The sequence below is a fragment of the Nonomuraea basaltis genome, assembly GCF_005893125.1.
GTDB classification, from domain to species: Bacteria; Actinomycetota; Actinomycetes; order Streptosporangiales; family Streptosporangiaceae; genus Nonomuraea; species Nonomuraea basaltis.
Map to the genome: position 1 here is coordinate 45502 of NZ_VCJS01000035.1, position 15891 is coordinate 61392.

General features: G+C 68.5%; 12 protein-coding genes and 1 pseudogene. 7 read left to right on the forward strand and 6 right to left on the reverse strand.

Going from position 1 to position 15891, the window contains the following annotated elements; translation table 11 throughout:
* Window positions 1–327: 327 nt before the first annotated feature.
* Genes EJK15_RS18690 through EJK15_RS18700 form a run of 3 tightly spaced genes read left to right on the forward strand, consistent with a single transcriptional unit; the run spans window position 328 to window position 1977 of the window.
* The gene (locus EJK15_RS18690; RefSeq protein WP_138711731.1) at window positions 328–927 is read left to right on the forward strand and encodes a thermonuclease family protein; all 600 of its coding nucleotides are present in this window, start codon (window positions 328–330) and stop codon (window positions 925–927) included.
* A 10-nt stretch (window positions 928–937) separates the two neighbouring features.
* On the forward strand, window positions 938–1405 hold the full coding sequence (locus tag EJK15_RS18695; RefSeq protein WP_138711732.1) for a helix-turn-helix domain-containing protein: 468 nt from the start codon (window positions 938–940) through the stop codon (window positions 1403–1405).
* Window positions 1406–1455: 50 nt separating this feature from the next.
* Window positions 1456–1977 carry a hypothetical protein gene (locus tag EJK15_RS18700; protein ID WP_138711733.1) on the forward strand — a complete coding sequence of 174 codons (522 nt, stop codon included), beginning with the start codon at window positions 1456–1458 and terminating at the stop codon, window positions 1975–1977.
* Window positions 1978–2349: 372 nt separating this feature from the next.
* Here the strand turns inward: EJK15_RS18700 and EJK15_RS18705 are convergent, their stop codons facing one another.
* The 5 genes from EJK15_RS18705 to EJK15_RS18725 all read right to left on the reverse strand — a co-directional run bounded on the left by EJK15_RS18705 (window position 2350) and on the right by EJK15_RS18725 (window position 11887).
* Window positions 2350–3126, reverse strand: coding sequence for an aldo/keto reductase (locus tag EJK15_RS18705; protein WP_206060949.1), 777 nt, complete (start codon window positions 3124–3126; stop codon window positions 2350–2352).
* Between the two features lie 335 nt (window positions 3127–3461).
* Window positions 3462–5198: an SGNH/GDSL hydrolase family protein gene (locus tag EJK15_RS18710; protein ID WP_138711734.1), complete on the reverse strand. Its 1737-nt coding sequence runs from the start codon at window positions 5196–5198 to the stop codon at window positions 3462–3464.
* Window positions 5199–5222: 24 nt separating this feature from the next.
* Window positions 5223–8087, reverse strand: coding sequence for a helix-turn-helix transcriptional regulator (locus tag EJK15_RS18715; RefSeq protein ID WP_171074396.1), 2865 nt, complete (start codon window positions 8085–8087; stop codon window positions 5223–5225).
* A gap of 513 nt (window positions 8088–8600) precedes the next feature.
* Window positions 8601–11069 (reverse strand): FtsK/SpoIIIE family DNA translocase, encoded by a 2469-nt coding sequence (locus EJK15_RS18720; protein ID WP_138711736.1) that lies wholly within the window; start codon window positions 11067–11069, stop codon window positions 8601–8603.
* A 74-nt stretch (window positions 11070–11143) separates the two neighbouring features.
* A complete protein-coding gene (locus tag EJK15_RS18725; RefSeq protein WP_138711759.1) occupies window positions 11144–11887 on the reverse strand; it encodes an endonuclease domain-containing protein in 744 nt (247 codons plus the stop codon).
* 206 nt (window positions 11888–12093) lie between these two features.
* Between EJK15_RS18725 and EJK15_RS18730 the strand changes: the two genes are divergently transcribed.
* The 4 genes from EJK15_RS18730 (at window position 12094) to EJK15_RS74575 (ending at window position 14919) form a co-directional block, all read left to right on the forward strand.
* Complete coding sequence (locus tag EJK15_RS18730) at window positions 12094–12576, forward strand: hypothetical protein (protein ID WP_138711737.1); 483 nt, start codon at window positions 12094–12096, stop codon at window positions 12574–12576.
* Window positions 12577–12696: 120 nt separating this feature from the next.
* Window positions 12697–13317 carry a hypothetical protein gene (locus tag EJK15_RS18735; protein WP_138711738.1) on the forward strand — a complete coding sequence of 207 codons (621 nt, stop codon included), beginning with the start codon at window positions 12697–12699 and terminating at the stop codon, window positions 13315–13317.
* Window positions 13296–13643 carry a hypothetical protein gene (locus EJK15_RS18740; RefSeq protein WP_138711739.1) on the forward strand — a complete coding sequence of 116 codons (348 nt, stop codon included), beginning with the start codon at window positions 13296–13298 and terminating at the stop codon, window positions 13641–13643. The genes EJK15_RS18735 and EJK15_RS18740 overlap by 22 nt, the downstream gene beginning before the upstream one ends.
* Window positions 13644–13911: 268 nt before the next feature.
* Window positions 13912–14919 (forward strand): helix-turn-helix domain-containing protein, encoded by a 1008-nt coding sequence (locus tag EJK15_RS74575; RefSeq protein WP_240777048.1) that lies wholly within the window; start codon window positions 13912–13914, stop codon window positions 14917–14919.
* A gap of 3 nt (window positions 14920–14922) precedes the next feature.
* Here EJK15_RS74575 and EJK15_RS77595 read toward each other — a convergent pair.
* Window positions 14923–15375, reverse strand: a pseudogene (locus tag EJK15_RS77595) (hypothetical protein); the annotation flags it as partial.
* Window positions 15376–15891: the final 516 nt, after the last annotated feature.

The following is a 15891-nucleotide window of genomic DNA, read 5'->3' on the forward strand; positions in this document are numbered from 1 at the left end:
GAGTGACGCAACATATTGGCACCAGTGATCCATGGAGACACCACTGACCAAAATCCACGCCCTGGCCGAGAGGGCGGGCAGGGCCACGGAGTAGGTGCCGCCGACGCCGAGCGCGGCGCGGGCGGCTGACGCCGTGGTACCGCCGTTACCGATCGGCACCAGGCCCACAGTGATGGAGTCGGGGTTGACGGTGATGGAGCCGGGTCAAGCTCGGCCTGGCGGTGGACCGGCCCGAGTCGCTGGTGCTCGGCACCTTCGCCACCCCGTGACCCGGGCGAGGTGATCGGGAGAGGACACTAGCGGTCCTCTCCCGGCACTCTCCCCCGCATGACTCCGACCTCGCGTGATCTGTACGTCTACCGGGCCCGTTTCGCCGAGATCCGCCGGCGCCGCACCGACGTCGTGCTCGACCTCGGGTTCGGCATCGAGTACACCGCGCCGGTCACCCTGCGGGTGCCTGGCAGTCTCACCGTACGGCCGGTCAAGGCGTGGCTGGCCGAGCGCGACAACATCAGTCTCTTGCGGCTGGATGTGTCCAACCCGCGCAAGCTGACGGGCGAGGTCATCGACGGCGCCGCGCCGCCGTACGTGTATCGGGCGCGCGACGTGCGGGTCATCGACGGCGACACGTTGGAGGCGCTGCTGCTGCCTCTCGACGGTGTCGCCATCAAGGCCAAGCTGCGGCTGGCCGGCCTCAACGTGGCCGAGAAGGACACCGGCCGCGGCGCCAGTGTGGCCGCTCACGTTCGTGGCTGGGTGGACGGCCAGGCCGAACTGCTCGTCGAGACGCAGAAGAACCATCGCGAGAAGTACGGGCGGATGCTGGCAACGCTGCGCAGCGCACTCACTGGGGTGTCGTTGAACGAACTGCTGCTGGAGCACGGCCTGGCCGAGCCGTACGACGGGGGTGCCCGTGCCGGGGCGTAAGCAGCCCAGCGTGGACGCGCTCGTCAAGGCGTACGAGGCGGGCACGTCGATACGGAAGCTGGCAGCCCAACTCGGCGTGTCCCACACCGCTATCCACCGGAAGCTGAAGGGCCGCGTCGTCATGCGCCCGATCGGCGGAAGGGCCGGCGGCAACCTCATCCCCCAGGAGGTGCGGGACAAGGTAGCCGACGCCTACGCCAGAGACGTGCCGATGGCGGACATCATGGCCGAGTTCGACGTGTGCGATGAAACGGTGCGCCGTATCGCGGACGAGGCGGGGATACCGCGGCGGCCGGTCGGCGGGCGGCAGCGTCTTGACCCTGCCCAGATTGCGGAGCTGAGCCGCCAGGAGTGGCCGCCCGACGCGATAGCGGTTCTCGTGGGCGCGAGCCCTTCCCGTGTCCGGACAATCCTGCGCGATCTCGCCGAGGACTTCGCCGAAATGTCGGAGGCAGACGCTAACACACCAGGTGAATGACACTGCCCGGCATGGCATCGCCCTCAAGCACGACACGTACCGGCATTAGGGTGGACGAGGCGGCCGCCCTCTACAGGCAGGGGTGGACGCTTCGGAAGATCGCGGCCGAGCACCGATGTTCGTTCCAGCGGCTATCCACGCTCCTGCGCCAGCGTGCAGACGTGAAGATGCGGACCCCGTCCCATCCGCGGGCGCTGCGGCTGTCTCCTGATAAGCAGGCGGCGATTCGGGCTGCGATCGAGCAGAAGATGAACCAGGCGGAGATCGCCCGGTTGGTGGAGGTGACCCCATCGACGGTGGCGCGGCTGGCCGAGCGGGAGGGGCTTGAACTCTTCAAGGGGAAGCGGCTGTCGTGGAACGTCGATCGGGCCCGCCAGATGCGCGCCGACAACATCTCCTACGAGCGGATCGCCGACGAGCTCGGCGTGGCCCCCATGACCGTGTGGCGGCAGCTCAATCCCGCTACCTCAAGGACGCGCGTGTTTACGGCTGGTGGCGGGCACGTGCAGGGGCGAAGCGAGGTCACGGCCGGCCCTTGGTCAGGGCAGCCTCTTCTGGTAGGCCGACGGTGAGCTCGAGTGCGAGACGCATGCACGCACGACTGCATTGACTTCGTCCAGGTAGGCGGCTAGCCGTCGCTGATTTGGATGGCCCACCGCATCCCAGCTCTCCAGGACCGGAGCGGTCTGCAGAACACGCGGCATGACGCTGGGCCTGGCAAAGATACTCTCCACGACCTCAGCATCACCTCGGATCTCCTCAGCGGAAGCCGCTGATCCCTAACCCGCCTCTTCCGCGAAGCAGGCGGTCGTTGGTGGTCAGGGTCCGGCGGAGACGAGCATGGTCGCGTTCAAGGCCGTCAGGTCCGCGTCGGGGAGATGCCGGTCGTGGCTTCGGTCAGGACTCCGAGTTCATGCGAGGTGAGGTTCACCCGCCGTCTTCGGTCAGCCAGCTTGAGTGAGAGTGTCGATTGCGGTGACGTCTTCGGTTGTGAGGGCGAAGCCTTGCAGGTCGAAGTTGGTGGCGATGCGTTCCCGGCGGGAGGACCTGGGCAGGATCACGATGTCGTGTTCCAGATGCCAGCGGAGGACGACCTGGGCGGGAGTGACTTCGTGCCTTTGGGCGATCTCGGTGAGGACTGGGTTGTGCAGGTCGGTGTTCTTAAGGCCGCTGTAGCCCTCGACGACCACCCCTCGGTGGCGGTGCTCCTCCAGCAGGGCTGGGTCGTGCTGCGACGGGCTCCACGGAATCTGGTTGACCGCCGGCTGCTGTCCGGTCGCCTTGGTCAGTAGGTCGATCTGTGCCGGGCTGTAGTTGCTGACCCCGACGTTACGGACCAGTCCGGCGTCCTTGGCGGCCAACAGTTCCTGCCACGTCGGGACGAGCTCGTCCCGGCTCGTCGGCCAGTGGATCAGCCAGAGATCCACGTAGCCGGTGTCGAGCAGCCGAAGACTCGACTCCAGAGTACGACGGGCATGCCGCGCGTCCTGCGGTCGGAGTTTGGTGGTGACGAAGATCTGCTCCCGGTCCAGGCCACTGTCTTTCACGGCTCTGCCGACGTCTGACTCGTTCTGGTACAAGGTCGCGGTGTCGACATGTCGGTAACCGATCTCAAGCGCCGCACGCACCGACTCGTACGCGGTCTTGGGCGGGAGCTGCCAGGTCCCAAAACCGATCAACGGCAGCGCAGTACCACCAGGTAGGTTCACTGTTTTGGTCATGCGTAGCATTCTGCCGCAACACCCTGTCCATCTCGGCTCCGTGATGATCATGGTTGGGTTCGGTCGCCGGAATGGGCGCACTTTCGTCCCGGGCGCAACGCCTGCTCCAGTGCTACTGCGACGACGGCACGTCCCCAACGCCGAACTGCGCGCCCTCTCGCGCGCCGCGGTCTCCACCAAGAGCCTGTCCTCGATGATGTCTTGGCTTGGTCGACGCGTAGTCCACAGCAGCCGTCGCTGGCATCGGTGGTTCCCTACCTCACGCCTACATCGCCGACCGCCGCCCCGACGAAATCGGTCGGAGCGGCGGCCCATGCCCGTGATGAAGGCGGCGGTTACTCGTAGATCAGTCCCACGCCTGGGACGCACTTGGGCTTCTTAGGAGTCATGACGAGGCCGTCTATGGTTGTCGGAGCCTGCAACGGTCCGCCCTGGACCTTCACCCCCGCGTAGTACTCAAAGCGGACCGGCCGGAAGATGTCGCACGGGTCCTTGGGAATGTACTGGGCCGGGATCCAGGTCGACCCTTCTCCGCTGCCACTACCACCGCCAGGTGAACCCGTGTCGGGGCCGCCCGGAGTCGGCGGGTCGGGGAACGGTCGCACCTTGTTGGGGTCGAACCAGAGGTCCCACGACAGGACGATGCCGTCCGGGGTGATGGAGCGGCACACGCTGTCGATGTCGGTGTCCTCGCAGAGCTGCGACCCGTTGGTGGCCGCCCATTCGTTGACCGCCTGGATCTCCTCTGGCGCCGCGACCAACGGCTGCGGATTGATGGTCAGGGTGCTGTACTTCGGCCCCTTCGGAAAGAGTGCCGGCATCTTTTCCGCCAGGAAGGTGGCGAGCGCCTTGCCGATGGCCACCGCACCGAGCTCGTTCGGGTGGAAGCTCTCCTGGTACGACTGGAACGGCTTGCTCAAAAGCAGATCCGGGCGGTAGACGAGGCCCTGGAAGTACGAGTCGGGCTGGCCGAGCTCATGTCCCGCGACCACGCTGGTGCTGTTCGGCCCAGCTGTGTTCGGGTCGAAGATGTGGACCTTGGTCTGCGGAAAGCTGGCCTGGAACTGCGCCACCCCGTCCCGGATGGCCTGGTTCACTTTGACCGCGAAGGGATACATCATGTCCATGGTGCGGCCGGTGATCTCACGGATGCCGGTGTTGCCCGACGCCTTGACCCCCAGCGGGTAGAGCGCCACCACGATTTCCGCCTCCCCGTGGGTTTCCCGGACACTCCACAGGCCGTGGGCGACTTTGTTCTTCAGGTCGGCGATTCGCGGCTCCAGCCGGCCAATCTCGAGGGCGACGGATCGCTCCTGTTCCGCGTCCCACAACAATGATCCTAAGAGGGAGCTGTTGGACGGCCACAGGTAAGCCGTGGCCGCGGTGCTGACCATGTCGGCGAAACCGGCGTCGTTACCGCCGAGCCCGAAGTAGACGAGCTTGGCCGTGCTCGGGACGTCGTGGGTCTGTGGCGGGTTGCGGACGACCGTCCCGCCCTTTCTTTCCATCTGCGCCTCGTCGAGGTGTTTGATCCACGCGCCGGACGAAGCATGGAAGAAGAGCCTGTCGCGTCCGATGACCGTTTCCATCTTGTCCGAGGTGAGGGTCATCCTGCGTAACGGGTTGCGGGCCATTTCCAGGGCCGCCCAGGCCACGTAGAAGGGGGCCAGACCAGACTTGTGGGTGAAGTCCTCCGTACCATCGGCCTTCGTCAGGTACTTGTGGTTGTGGCTGGCGCCCTCACCGCTGGTGTAGCTGTCGCCGTAAACGACCGCGTCGTATGGATCCGGTGCCGTCCCGCCGGGACAGGTCGGTGGGCATGGTAGTGGGGTCGTTGGCGGCGGGAGCGTCGGGCCCGCCCCCATTCGCGCGAACGAAGGTCGAAGCAGCGACGGTACCGGATCGGCGCTGGCTATAGCGGCCGGCAGGAGCAGCCCCAGGGCGGCGAACAGCGCCGTCAGTACGACGCGTGCCCGGGCACGTCTTTTGACACGGAAAGGTGGCATGTGAACCTCCCTTGATGACGCGTGGCTTGCCGCAGCAGCATGCTCCGCGGCGCCCGTCGCTAGCATCGGGCGGTTCCCCTATCCCACCCCCTACATCGACCCGGCGTCCGGGCCGGCGGCTGCTCGGTCGCCCTGGGCCTGCGCGTCCGCGGTCAGGTGCTGGGTGAGCGTGACGCGCGACTGGACGCCGAGCTTCGCGAAGGTGCGGGAGAGGTGAGCCTCCACCGTCTTGGGGCTCAGGTACAGCCGCTCCGCGATCTGTTGATTCGTCAATCCGCCCACCGCGAGGTCGGCGATCTGCCGTTCCCGGGTGGTGAGCGCGGAGAGCGGACCGGCCGATTGCCGCTGTCCCCGGGGCACTCGGGCGGCCAGCCGGCGTTCATCGCGCGCCAACGCGGCGGACAACCAGGCCGCACCGGCGGCGGCGTACAGGGATTTGGCCTGGCCTATCTCGTTCCGCACCTTCACGACCGAGCCCAGAGCGGCATACAGCTCGGCGGCGAGTTGCCGCGTGAGCCCCTCCTCGACCGGCGCGCCGGCGGCGGCGAAATGGTCGGCGCCTTGTGCCGCGTGAACAGCCGCTTCCTTCGATCGCCCGGAATGCATGAGCACCTTCGCCTGCGCCCGATGCGCAAATCCCAATTGATGGGACAGACCCGACTTCATCGCCCGGGAAAGGGCGCGTTCAGCGAGCGAGTCGGCCTCGGGCTGGGTACCGGCGGTGGCTGTGGTCATCGCTTGGAGGGCCAGGCAGTACGTCCTGGTCCATTCGTCGGCCGGGTCCTCCCCGGTCAACGCCGCGAGAGCGCGGTCCGGCCGCCCGGCCTCGGCGTAGACCAGCGCGAGGTCGAGCTGCGCCAGCCCGGACCACCAGCCCGACCGGGGCCGGGTCCCGGAGATCCGTTCGGCCAGGTCCAGGGCGGCCCGCGGTCCGTCCCGCCACAACAGCGGACGCAGCAACAGGATGCTGGACATGGCCAGGGTCTCCCGGCTGTGGATCAGCCGGGACGCCTCGCGGGCCTCCTCGGCAGCGGTCACCGCCTCGGACAGCCGGCCCTGCCGCTCGTTCAGCGCGGACAAGACGATGAGCAGGTACGGCACGCTGTGGCTACGCCCGGCACGGTAGGCGATGTCCAGCGCGCGGCGCAGATGCCGCGACGCGTCGTCGTAGCGCCGCAGGTGGAGCTCGTTCCAGGCCAGCGGCGCGACCAGCTCAATGTGCGGCGCGAGCACATCGTCGGTCATGGCGTCCGTCAGCCACGCCGCCCGGTCGGCCTCGCTTCGGCTCTGTGCCACGTCGCCGTCGCGCAGACTGGCCAGCGCGTGGATGGTGCGGGCGGCCGATTCCAGCGCCTTGTCGTCGGTGTCCCTCAGGGACTGGATCGCGACGGCGGCCGCGAGCCGGGCTCTTCCCGGCTCCCGCCCCATCAACTCGACCGCGGCCAGCCCGAGCTGGGCCAGGCTGGTCGACCGGTCGCGCGCGTACGGCCGGGTCAGCTCGGTGGTGACCAGTGCTTTCGCCTCGTCGAAGTCGCCGAGCAGGCGATAGACCATCGAGGAGAAGCTCACCGCCGCGATCCGCAGCGGCCCCGGCGCCCGCATCACCTCCTGCAGGATCTGCCGGCTGGCCGCCAGATCGCCGGTCACCCCCAGCGCGCGGCCCAATGCCCATTGCAGTTGGACCCGCCACGAGGCCCGGTCCGCCTCATCCGGTAGCAACCGGATCGCTGTCCGCAACAGCCGGACGGCGGTGGACGGAGCGGCGTCCAGAGCCGCCGCGGCCGCCGCCTCCAGCGTCCGCACCGCCTGCAGGTCGCCGTGCTGCGCCGATCGTGCGGTGTGGTGGGCCAGCAGTTGCAGCGGGCCGCCGTTGGTGCGCAGATACTCCGCCGCCCGGTGGTGTGCGCGCAACCGCCAGGCCGCGCCGGCCATCCAGTACGCCGCGGCCCGAACCAGGGGGTGGCGGAACCGGAAAGAGGCGTCGGCCTCGACCACCAGGCCCACGCCGACCAGGTGGTCGATGGCGTGATCGAGGGCGGCCTCGGGCAGTTCGGTGATGGACGCGACGAGGTCCAGCGAAATCGGTTCGCCCGCCACCGCCGCCGCGCAGGCCACCTGCCGGACATCCGGCGTCAGGGCGGTCAGTTCGGTGCTGAGTACGTCCAGCAGTGCCCGCTCGGGTGCGCCGGTCGCCGCATCCCCGGCCTCCGCGAGGGCGGTGAGCGTCTCCACGCTGGCGTCGGCGAGCACCTGAAGGTAGAGCGGGTTTCCGTGGGTGGTGCGGTACAGCAGTCGTCGCCGGTCACGGTCCGCCTCCGGCAACAGCGCCGCCACGTCGCTCTCGCCCAGCGGACCGAGACTGATGTGGACAGTCGCGTCGCCGAGCTGGGCGACGGCCCGGGCGATGCCGGCGGGCACCTGGGCCGCGCGGTATGCGGTGGCGAGCAGCAACGGCGCCCGCGGCGGGCGGCGTAGCAGATACTCGGTCAGCTCCACAGAGGACTGATCCGCCCAGTGCAGGTCGTCGAGCACGATGGCGACCGGGCCGGCGGCCCCCTGGTCTTCGATGAGCCGACGCGCGCGCTGGAAGAGCCGGTAGCGGTCGAGCCCCGCGCGGCGGGCCTCGGACGGCCCGGTGGCATCCAGCAGCAACTCGGTCAGCGCGCGCTGCGCGTCGCGGCTCCGATCACCCGGCTGGGGTTCGAAGGCGGCGAGGTAGACGCCGAACGGCACGTCACGTTCGAACTCGGTCGCTTGACCGTGATGGACGGCGAAGCCACGGGCCCGGGCCAGATCGACGAGTTCGGCGAGTAGACGGGTCTTCCCCATCCCCGGATCGCCACGCACCGCCACGGCCCGCAGCGCTCCGTCCGCCGCGCCCGACACGGCGCTCGCGAGGAGGCTGAGCTCAGCGTCGCGACCGATCGGCCTGCCGTATGTCGCTCCGTTGGCCATCTCGCCCTGAACATCCAGTCCGGTGAGTGAAGATAGCAGAGACGCCCAGCCTAGTCGGATGATCGTCAGTTGGGAATACGTCACCGTTTCCGGCACATCAGACAAATCGAACGATGGCGAGTCATCGAGTTCGCGGTGCCGCCAGGCCGCGATCGGCCTATGGCCAGCGAGCATGTTTGCCCTGGTCAGCGACCGGAACCGCCGGTCAAGATCGTGTACTCCTGGAGGATTCGAACCTACGCACGAGGCCGACCACAATCAGGGCTTTGACCCGGAAAGACGCCATGCTGCCACCTGCGTCTGTACGCCTCCTGTACGTGATCAAGGATCCGGAGGCTGTTGAAGCGATCCGTCTTCAGCCCTCCGAGTTGCAGATACGAGACAGCTTGGAGAGTGGCGTCGACGTTCACAGGTCTTGCGTCCAGGTACCGGAAGGATGTTCGTAGGGCTTCAGCCAGAGCTGGGGCTGATGGTGGCACTCTAGTGCCGACAAGCAGCTGCGGAGGATGTCGGTCATGGCGTCTCCATTGGGGTGGCGTTGGTCAGGTCTGTCAGGACCACGGGCAGGGTTTCGGGAGTGACCAGCACCGCGCGAGCCTTCGACCCTTCGCTGGGGCCGACCACGCCACGGGATTCGAGCAGGTCCATAAGTCGCCCAGCCTTGGCGAAGCCGACGCGGAGCTTGCGCTGGAGCATGGACGTGGATCCGAAGTTGGTGGTGACGACGAGTTCGGCGGCTTGGAGGAACAGGTCCAGGTTGTCGCCGATGTCGTCGTCGATCTCTCGTCGGGTGGGCGCGGCCGCGATGTCTTCCCGGTAGTCGGCGCGGGCCTGCTCCTTGCAGTGGGCGACGATCTCGGCGATCTCCTTCTCCGACACGTACGCGTTCTGGATGCGGATGGGCTTGCTGGCGCCCATGGGCAGAAACAGCGCGTCACCCTGCCCGGCCAGCTTGTCGGCGCCAGGCTGGTCGAGGATGACGCGCGAGTCCGTCAGCGAAGAGACGGCGAACGCAAGCCGGGACGGCACGTTTGCCTTGATCAGGCCGGTGACGACGTCCACGCTTGGCCGTTGGGTGGCGATGACGAGGTGGATGCCGGCGGCGCGGGCAAGCTGGGTGATGCGCACGATGGACTCTTCGACGTCACGTGGGGCGACCATCATGAGGTCGGCGAGCTCGTCCACGATGACGAGCAGGTACGGCAGCGGAGCGTACGGCTCATCCTCCGGGCTGGGCTTGACGGTTCCTGCGCGGACGGCGGCGTTGTAGTCGTCTACGTGCCGGAAGCCGGTCGCGGACAGGGTGTCGTACCGGCGGTCCATTTCCCCGACGACCCATTCGAGGGCCTCGGCGGCTTTTCTCGGGTTGGTGATGATCGGGGTGATCAGGTGGGGGATGCCCTCGTAGACGCTGAGCTCGACCCGCTTGGGGTCCACCAGCACCATGCGCACCTCGTCCGGGGTTGCCCGCATGAGGATGCTGGCGATCAGCCCGTTAACGCACACGGACTTGCCGGCGCCGGTGGCGCCCGCGATGAGCAGGTGGGGCATTTTGGCGAGGTTCGCGACGATGGTGCGGCCCTCGACGTCCTTGCCGAGCCCGACGATCATCGGGTGCTGGTCGGCCTGTGCCACCTGGGCGCGCAGCACGTCGCCGAGCGCCACCAGGTCCTTGTCGGCGTTCGGGATCTCCACGCCGATGGCGGACTTGCCAGGGATCGGGGACAGGATCCGCACGTCGGCGGACTTGACCGCGTACGCGAAGTTCTTCGTGAGGGCGGTGACCTTCTCCACCTTCACGGCCTGGCCGAGCTCGATCTCGTAGCGGGTGACGGTCGGCCCGCGGGTGAACCCGATCACCTGCGCGTCGATGCCGAACTGGTCCAGCACGCCGGTCAGCGCGTTGACCACGACGGTGTTGGTCTTGGTCTGCGGCTTGGGCGGGCGGCCAGCCTGGAGCATGTCGAGACGGGGCAGGACGTACGGGCCGGTGTCGTGGACCGCGACGGGTAGCAGCTCGGCGGGGTCCTCCTCTGGGGCGCTGTCGTCGGGCTGCTGCGGCTCGGGCGTAGCGGCCGGAGCCGCAGGGGCGTCCGCGGTGGCCGATGCGGGGTCGGGCTGCGGTGTGGCGGCCGCGGGCGAGGCAGTTGAGCGCGCGTGGGTGATCGCTGCGGGCTGTGCCTTCTCCTGCACCTGCGCGGGCACGGGCTGCTCGGCGATGTCGTTGGCCGCCTCTGCGCGGGCGCGGCGGCGCGCGGTTGCGCGCTCGAGCTGACGGCGGCCGGCGTCCCTGGCGATCTGGGGGACGCGGTGGAGCGGGATGCCGGTGATGAGCAGCAGTCCGAACACGGCGAGGATCAGCAGGAGGGGAACGACCACGACCACGGGCAGCACGAGCGCGGGCAGCGCGGACAGCAGCCAGCCGACCAGTCCGCCGGCGGCCGCGACGGCGTCCCAGCTTCCGCCGTCGCCGAACGGGGCGGGCAGGCCCTGGGTGACGTGGACGATGGCGAGCAGCGCGGCCGCGAGCAGCGCCCACCCGGCGACCGTCCGGCGGGGGGAAGTCTTGGAGCGCAGCAGCCGCCAGGCGACCGCCATGGCGAGGAGCGGCAGCAGCCAGGCGCCGATGCCGATCAGGGCGCGGATGACCACGTCCACGGCGGAGGCGATGCGGCCGTCCGCGAACCGCCAGACGATGGCGCCCAGGACGATAGCGGCGGCGATGACGGCCAGGGCGAGCCCGTCACGCTGCTGGGCTCCGCCGAGATTGCGGGCGCCGCGCGCGGCCGCACCGAGGGCCTTCGCGGTGAGCTTCCAGCCCTTGGCGGGCAGGGCGACGAACAGCTTGTTCAGGGCCCAGCCGAGCGGGTCCTTGGACGCCGAGGGGCGGCGTGCCGGCGCGGTCCGTGTCTTGCTCTTGGCGGTGGTGGTGCGAGCCCGGGAGCGGGTGGTGGCCCGGGTGCGTGGTCTCTTGGTGGCCACGAAGTCCTCCGTGTGGCGTTGGGCGCGGGCGTACGTGGGCCTGCGCCGGGTTCCTGACGCGGATGGGAGTGCGGTTAGATGACAGCTCTCAGCACACCTCGGACGATCTTGCTGACGTGGCTCTGCGAGCAGCCGTACTCCTCCGCCAGCATCCGCTGCGAGATGCCACCCGCCTCATATCGAGCACGGATCTCCTGCGCCTGCTGATCATTCAGCCGCGCGCCAAAGGCGTGCTCACCCTTCGGGCGCATCCTGAGATGGACCTGTCCCTTGGGGCTACTGTGAGCCTTTGCGGCCGCCTTGGATCGGATCTCGCGACGTTCGTCAAGGGTGAGTTTGCGGGAGCGACCACGTATGGGAGGCAGGGGCGATTCCAGGTAGGCCGCCGCTGCTCGAAGAAGTGCAGGGTCGTCGCGCATCTTGCCGATAGCCGTGTTGCATGTGAAGCAGAGCAGCCCTCGTACCGCTCCCGTCTGGTGGTTGTGATCGACATGAGGGCGGCGTTTCTTGAAGCCCGCGTGGCAGACCGCACAACGGCCGTCCTGCGCTTCCCAGAGAGACTCGAAGTCCTCTTTCGTCATGCCGTATGTGTTCCGCAGGTGGGTCTCGAAGGAGCGCTTGGCTACGTCCTCGCGGTTCTGTTCGCGGCGAGTTCGGGCCTGCGCCGTCAGGCAGGTCGAGCAGGTGCGGACGCGATGTCTACGGTCTGCCGTCCGATAGAACGCCGCCATCGGTTTCCGGCTGTCACATACGCGGCAGACGCGCGTTCCAGTGTCCAGGTCGCCCTCGTCCTGGTTGGACGGCGCTCTGTAGATCATGGGGACTCCGGTGGTGGGGGATACCGGTTCGCGCCGCTCGCGACCCTGTATTACACCCAAACATTAACAGTATTCTTTAACGGTGTCTATTGTGTTCTCGGGTTGCGAGCGGCACGGGCACGGACGGTAGGACGGGCCGCCACCTACCGTCCGTCTCCGATCTGGACCGCCGGTCCAGAGACATCCGTTGACTCTGGAGGCGCGCCATGCCACCCCGAACCCGAAAGCAGGCAGCAGCCGATCCCCCTGCCGAGGAGACCCCCGAGGTTGTCCCGGCGTCTGGGCTCGCTGACCCGGCGCCGCTCACCCCGCCCGACAAGGTGGACGAGGCGGACACCGCAGATGACGAGCCGATCACCGACGCTGCGCCGCTGGCGCCGCCGGCCAAGCGCGTGGCGGAGCCCGAGGTTAAGCAGGGCCCGATGACTCCCCCTCCGCCGCCGCCGGCCGTGGGCCAGGAGGGGACGCTGGACCTGCGCTGGAGCAACGGCGAGCGCGTGACAGACGCGGACGAGTTGTTCGAGGACCCGGGCCCCCGCTACACGCACATGATCGTGAAGCGGCGGGTGCTCGAGCGGCACTACTACGCCGGCGCTTCCACGCCGACCAACCGCCTGCTGTACGCGGTGGGCGCGAAGGTGCCGCGATCGGAGGCGGACCGTATCCGCCAGAAGCTGTCATCCTCCTGACCGCATGATCGGGGGGACTCGGCGGCGTACTGGTGGGGTGTGGGCACCCAGACGGTGGGGACCCGGTGCCCACACTCCTCCAGTGCGCCGCCGAGCCGTATCTACCGTGAGGAGCCTGGGGTGAGCACTGACGAGCTGCTGGTCGTCTCCCCGGAGAAGGTCGCCGTTCGGGCAGGGCTGAAGCTCCCGCTGACGGAGGAGCAGCGCGAGACCGTCGCGGAGGCGATCAGTGATGCGTTCGGCGACGTGGCCGCCTATCTCGGGAAGCCGCCGCTGCCGGTGACGCTGGTGCAGCGCGGCGCGCGCGGGGACGGGCGGGGAGGCTGGCAGCTCGCCTACGATCCGGTGATCGAGGTGCTGTCCGCCGTGGCGGAGACGGGCGTGGACGGCGAGCTCACCGGCCTCTATACGATCACGTACCGGGCCGGCCTGGACCCGGTCGAGAACCCGGTGTACGGCAGAGCGCTCGGCAGGTACGTGCGGGCGGCGGCGGCGGCGCACCCGATGGTGCGGCGCGCAGTTCAGACCGACGCTCCGGACACGCGGCTGATCAAGCAGGCGAACGTGGAGGGCCAGGGCGTCACGTTCGAGGACGCGGGCGGCGGCGCGGCCGGTTCGGGAGCGGCCGGCGCGCCGCCGTCCCTGGACAGCTTGAAGCGGTGGCGGCGCCGCGGCGTCAACCAGCAGCCGGGGATCGCCCCGCATCCGCTGGAGATCACGTGGCGGTGGCCATGGCCGTGATGCTCGCGACGATGCGGTTCGCGGTGCAGCGCGCGATCGTCACCGTGGACGCGCACGGCACACGCTCGGCGTCGAACTGGACGCCGGCGGGGATGGCGCGGCCGGGCCGGATCGTGGAGGAGCCGGTCGAGGATGGCGAGCGCGACGGGCCGGGCATGTGGGTGCTGGGCGTGGACCCGGCGGACTGGCCGCTCCGCGCCCGTGATCTCGTCGTAGAGCCATCCACGGGCCGGGAGTGGGTAGTGATCACAGTGAAGCGGCGTGCACATGCTGTGGAGGCTTCTGTGGATTGGCTGCGCGTGGAGGCCACACTGCGCCAGGCGTGACCGGTTACCGGCGGCGGGCCATGACGAGCGATCCGGCGAGACCGAGAAAGTGCAAGCCAGGGGTGTCGTTGGCGCCGAACTCAGCTTCACCGATCCGGGGGAAGACAACCTCAACCGCGGCGGACACCTTGGACCCGCGGACCCGGGCCGGCAGCGCGCGGGTCGCAGCCGCAATGACGCCGGGCACGATAACGCTCTGGCACTCGCAGTTGCGCACGATAAACCCGTTGGCGACGTAGATGCCACTGCTTGTCTGTAGTGTGTAGACATGGCCCCGCCACGGAAACCGCTCAATGCCGATGACATCGTCCGCCGCTACCTCGCCGGGGAAAGTATCTCCGCTCTCACCCGAGCCGAGCGGGTGGGCAAGGAGCGCATCCGCGAGATTCTCGATGCTGCTGGCGTGGAGCGCCGCGACGCCGGGACGGCTGTAGCGTTGTCGCGGTGGGGTGGAGGAGTGGATGTCTCGGCCGCCGAGGTAGCCACCCTCTACCGGTCCGGCTTGCCCGGCACCGAGGTCGCGCAGCGACTCGGGGTCAGCGTCTCGACGGTGTCTCATCTTCTCGACGAGCAAGGGGTTCCCCGGAGGAGCCCCGCCGAGGATGCCGTTGCGAAGTTTGTTCGCACGACCGGTGTGACGGCGGAGGAGGTAGCGCGCCGCTATCTGGGCGGCGAATCGGAGAAGGCGCTTGCCGAAGCGCTCGGCGTGTGGCGCAGCACGATCCGAATCGTCTTGACCGAGCAGGGAATCGCGGCCAGGGGCCGCAGCGACGCGCTGGAAGTGCGTTTGGCGCAACTCAGCGTCGAGGAGCGGAAGAGGCTGGCCAGCTTCGCCAACACTGCGCGGCGCGGACAGAGAGCTAGCACACGGGAAATGACGGCCAAGGCGGTCGCCAGGGTTGATAATCCGTGCTGGACCGGGCTGGGCGAGGCGGAGATCGCGGAGCTCCTGAGTGCTCACAGCTTGGCGGTGGAACCCCAGCGCGCCGAAGGCCCATACAACATCGACGTCGCCACTTGGCCGGTCGCCGTAGAAGTCCACCGACACACGACCCACCCGATGCGTCAGACCCGTATACGTGAGCGTGCGGTATACCTCGCCGATCAGGGGTGGAGGGTGCTCTACGTCTGGTGCTACCGCAGCGCCGCCGGTCAGTGGTGCTTCTCCGACGCGGCGGCGGAAGAGGTCGTCACCCACATTCAACGCGCCCAGGCCGATCCAACCTCGGTTCGTGAGTACCGGGTGGTTCGGTGTACCGGTCAGGACGCTCCCTGACCGAGTGGTCACGCGCACCATCTCCCCGGAGTAGGGCGCTCGGAACGCCGCCTCGACGTCCGGAGCGTGAACCGGCGTATCTGCCGGGAAGCAGTTAATTCGCTGGTGGAGCGGTAGAGAGGGGTCGCGCGGCCGGTCGGCCAGGTCCACGGCAGTGAGCAGGACCCATGCGCCGGCGCCCTGAGGGTTCCTCCGGTCGTCGTCACGGCCTTTCCGGACGTAGTCCATCTTCGGGAGCTGGTAGGGGACGTTCGCGGGGATCGTCTGGCCGTCAGCGTGCCGGTGTGAGGGGCGGGCGTCAGCGCCGTTAGTGGCCTGCCAGCCCTTGGCATCCGGCGCCCGATCCTTCGCCTCCTTGGCAACCGCTTCGGTGATCCGCTCGACCTTGTCCCGGATGACGCCAGCAGCGAGGCGCTTCGCCAGGCCGGGGTTGATACGGGCTCTTGTTCGCGCCATGGCGGGTACGGTGCCCGGCGCCTCGGCTTACTGTCTTGCTTCCCCAGCAAGGCTTGGCCGCGCGGCCCGCCGCTGTCCCCAACTTCGCCGCTCCTGAAGCGTCGGTGGAAACTCCTACGCTCGAAGCATGGCTACCGCCCAGCCCTCGCTGGATGACCGAATCGCCGGTGTGCCAACCTGGTCGCCACCAACAGTGGTTACGCGTCTCGTCTACGTCCAAGGGCTCGCCTTTCCAAGGGATCGGCGAGCACAAGGTACGCATCTGCCCAGTAGCTCAGGGCTCTCTGGAGGGCAGCTCAGCGCTCCACCCGGGCAGTCGCGTTCCTGAACGGCTGGGATGTCCCGTGCACGGGCGAGGGTGTCCCGTGCTTCGCGCAGCCTTCCCATACACGCGTAGTCGAGCGCCAGCGTGCTTGCTAGCATCACCTCGGTTTGCCCGCCTGCTCGTGCGGCGAAGAAGAGACCGCGCTCCGCGTGCTGGACGGCCGCTTCCAGATCATTCGCCCAGTAGGCCGC

What these genes read in the sequence shown, in the direction of transcription:
- EJK15_RS74575 (WP_240777048.1), top strand. Translation starts at nt 13,912, where the DNA reads ATGGCCCCGCCACGGAAACCGCTCAATGCCGATGACATCGTCCGCCGC.
- EJK15_RS18690 (WP_138711731.1), top strand. Translation starts at nt 328, where the DNA reads ATGACTCCGACCTCGCGTGATCTGTACGTCTACCGGGCCCGTTTCGCC.
- EJK15_RS18725 (WP_138711759.1), bottom strand. Translation starts at nt 11,887, where the DNA reads ATGATCTACAGAGCGCCGTCCAACCAGGACGAGGGCGACCTGGACACT.
- EJK15_RS18730 (WP_138711737.1), top strand. Translation starts at nt 12,094, where the DNA reads ATGCCACCCCGAACCCGAAAGCAGGCAGCAGCCGATCCCCCTGCCGAG.
- EJK15_RS18715 (WP_171074396.1), bottom strand. Translation starts at nt 8,087, where the DNA reads ATGGCCAACGGAGCGACATACGGCAGGCCGATCGGTCGCGACGCTGAG.
- EJK15_RS18705 (WP_206060949.1), bottom strand. Translation starts at nt 3,126, where the DNA reads ATGACCAAAACAGTGAACCTACCTGGTGGTACTGCGCTGCCGTTGATC.
- EJK15_RS18710 (WP_138711734.1), bottom strand. Translation starts at nt 5,198, where the DNA reads ATGCTAGCGACGGGCGCCGCGGAGCATGCTGCTGCGGCAAGCCACGCG.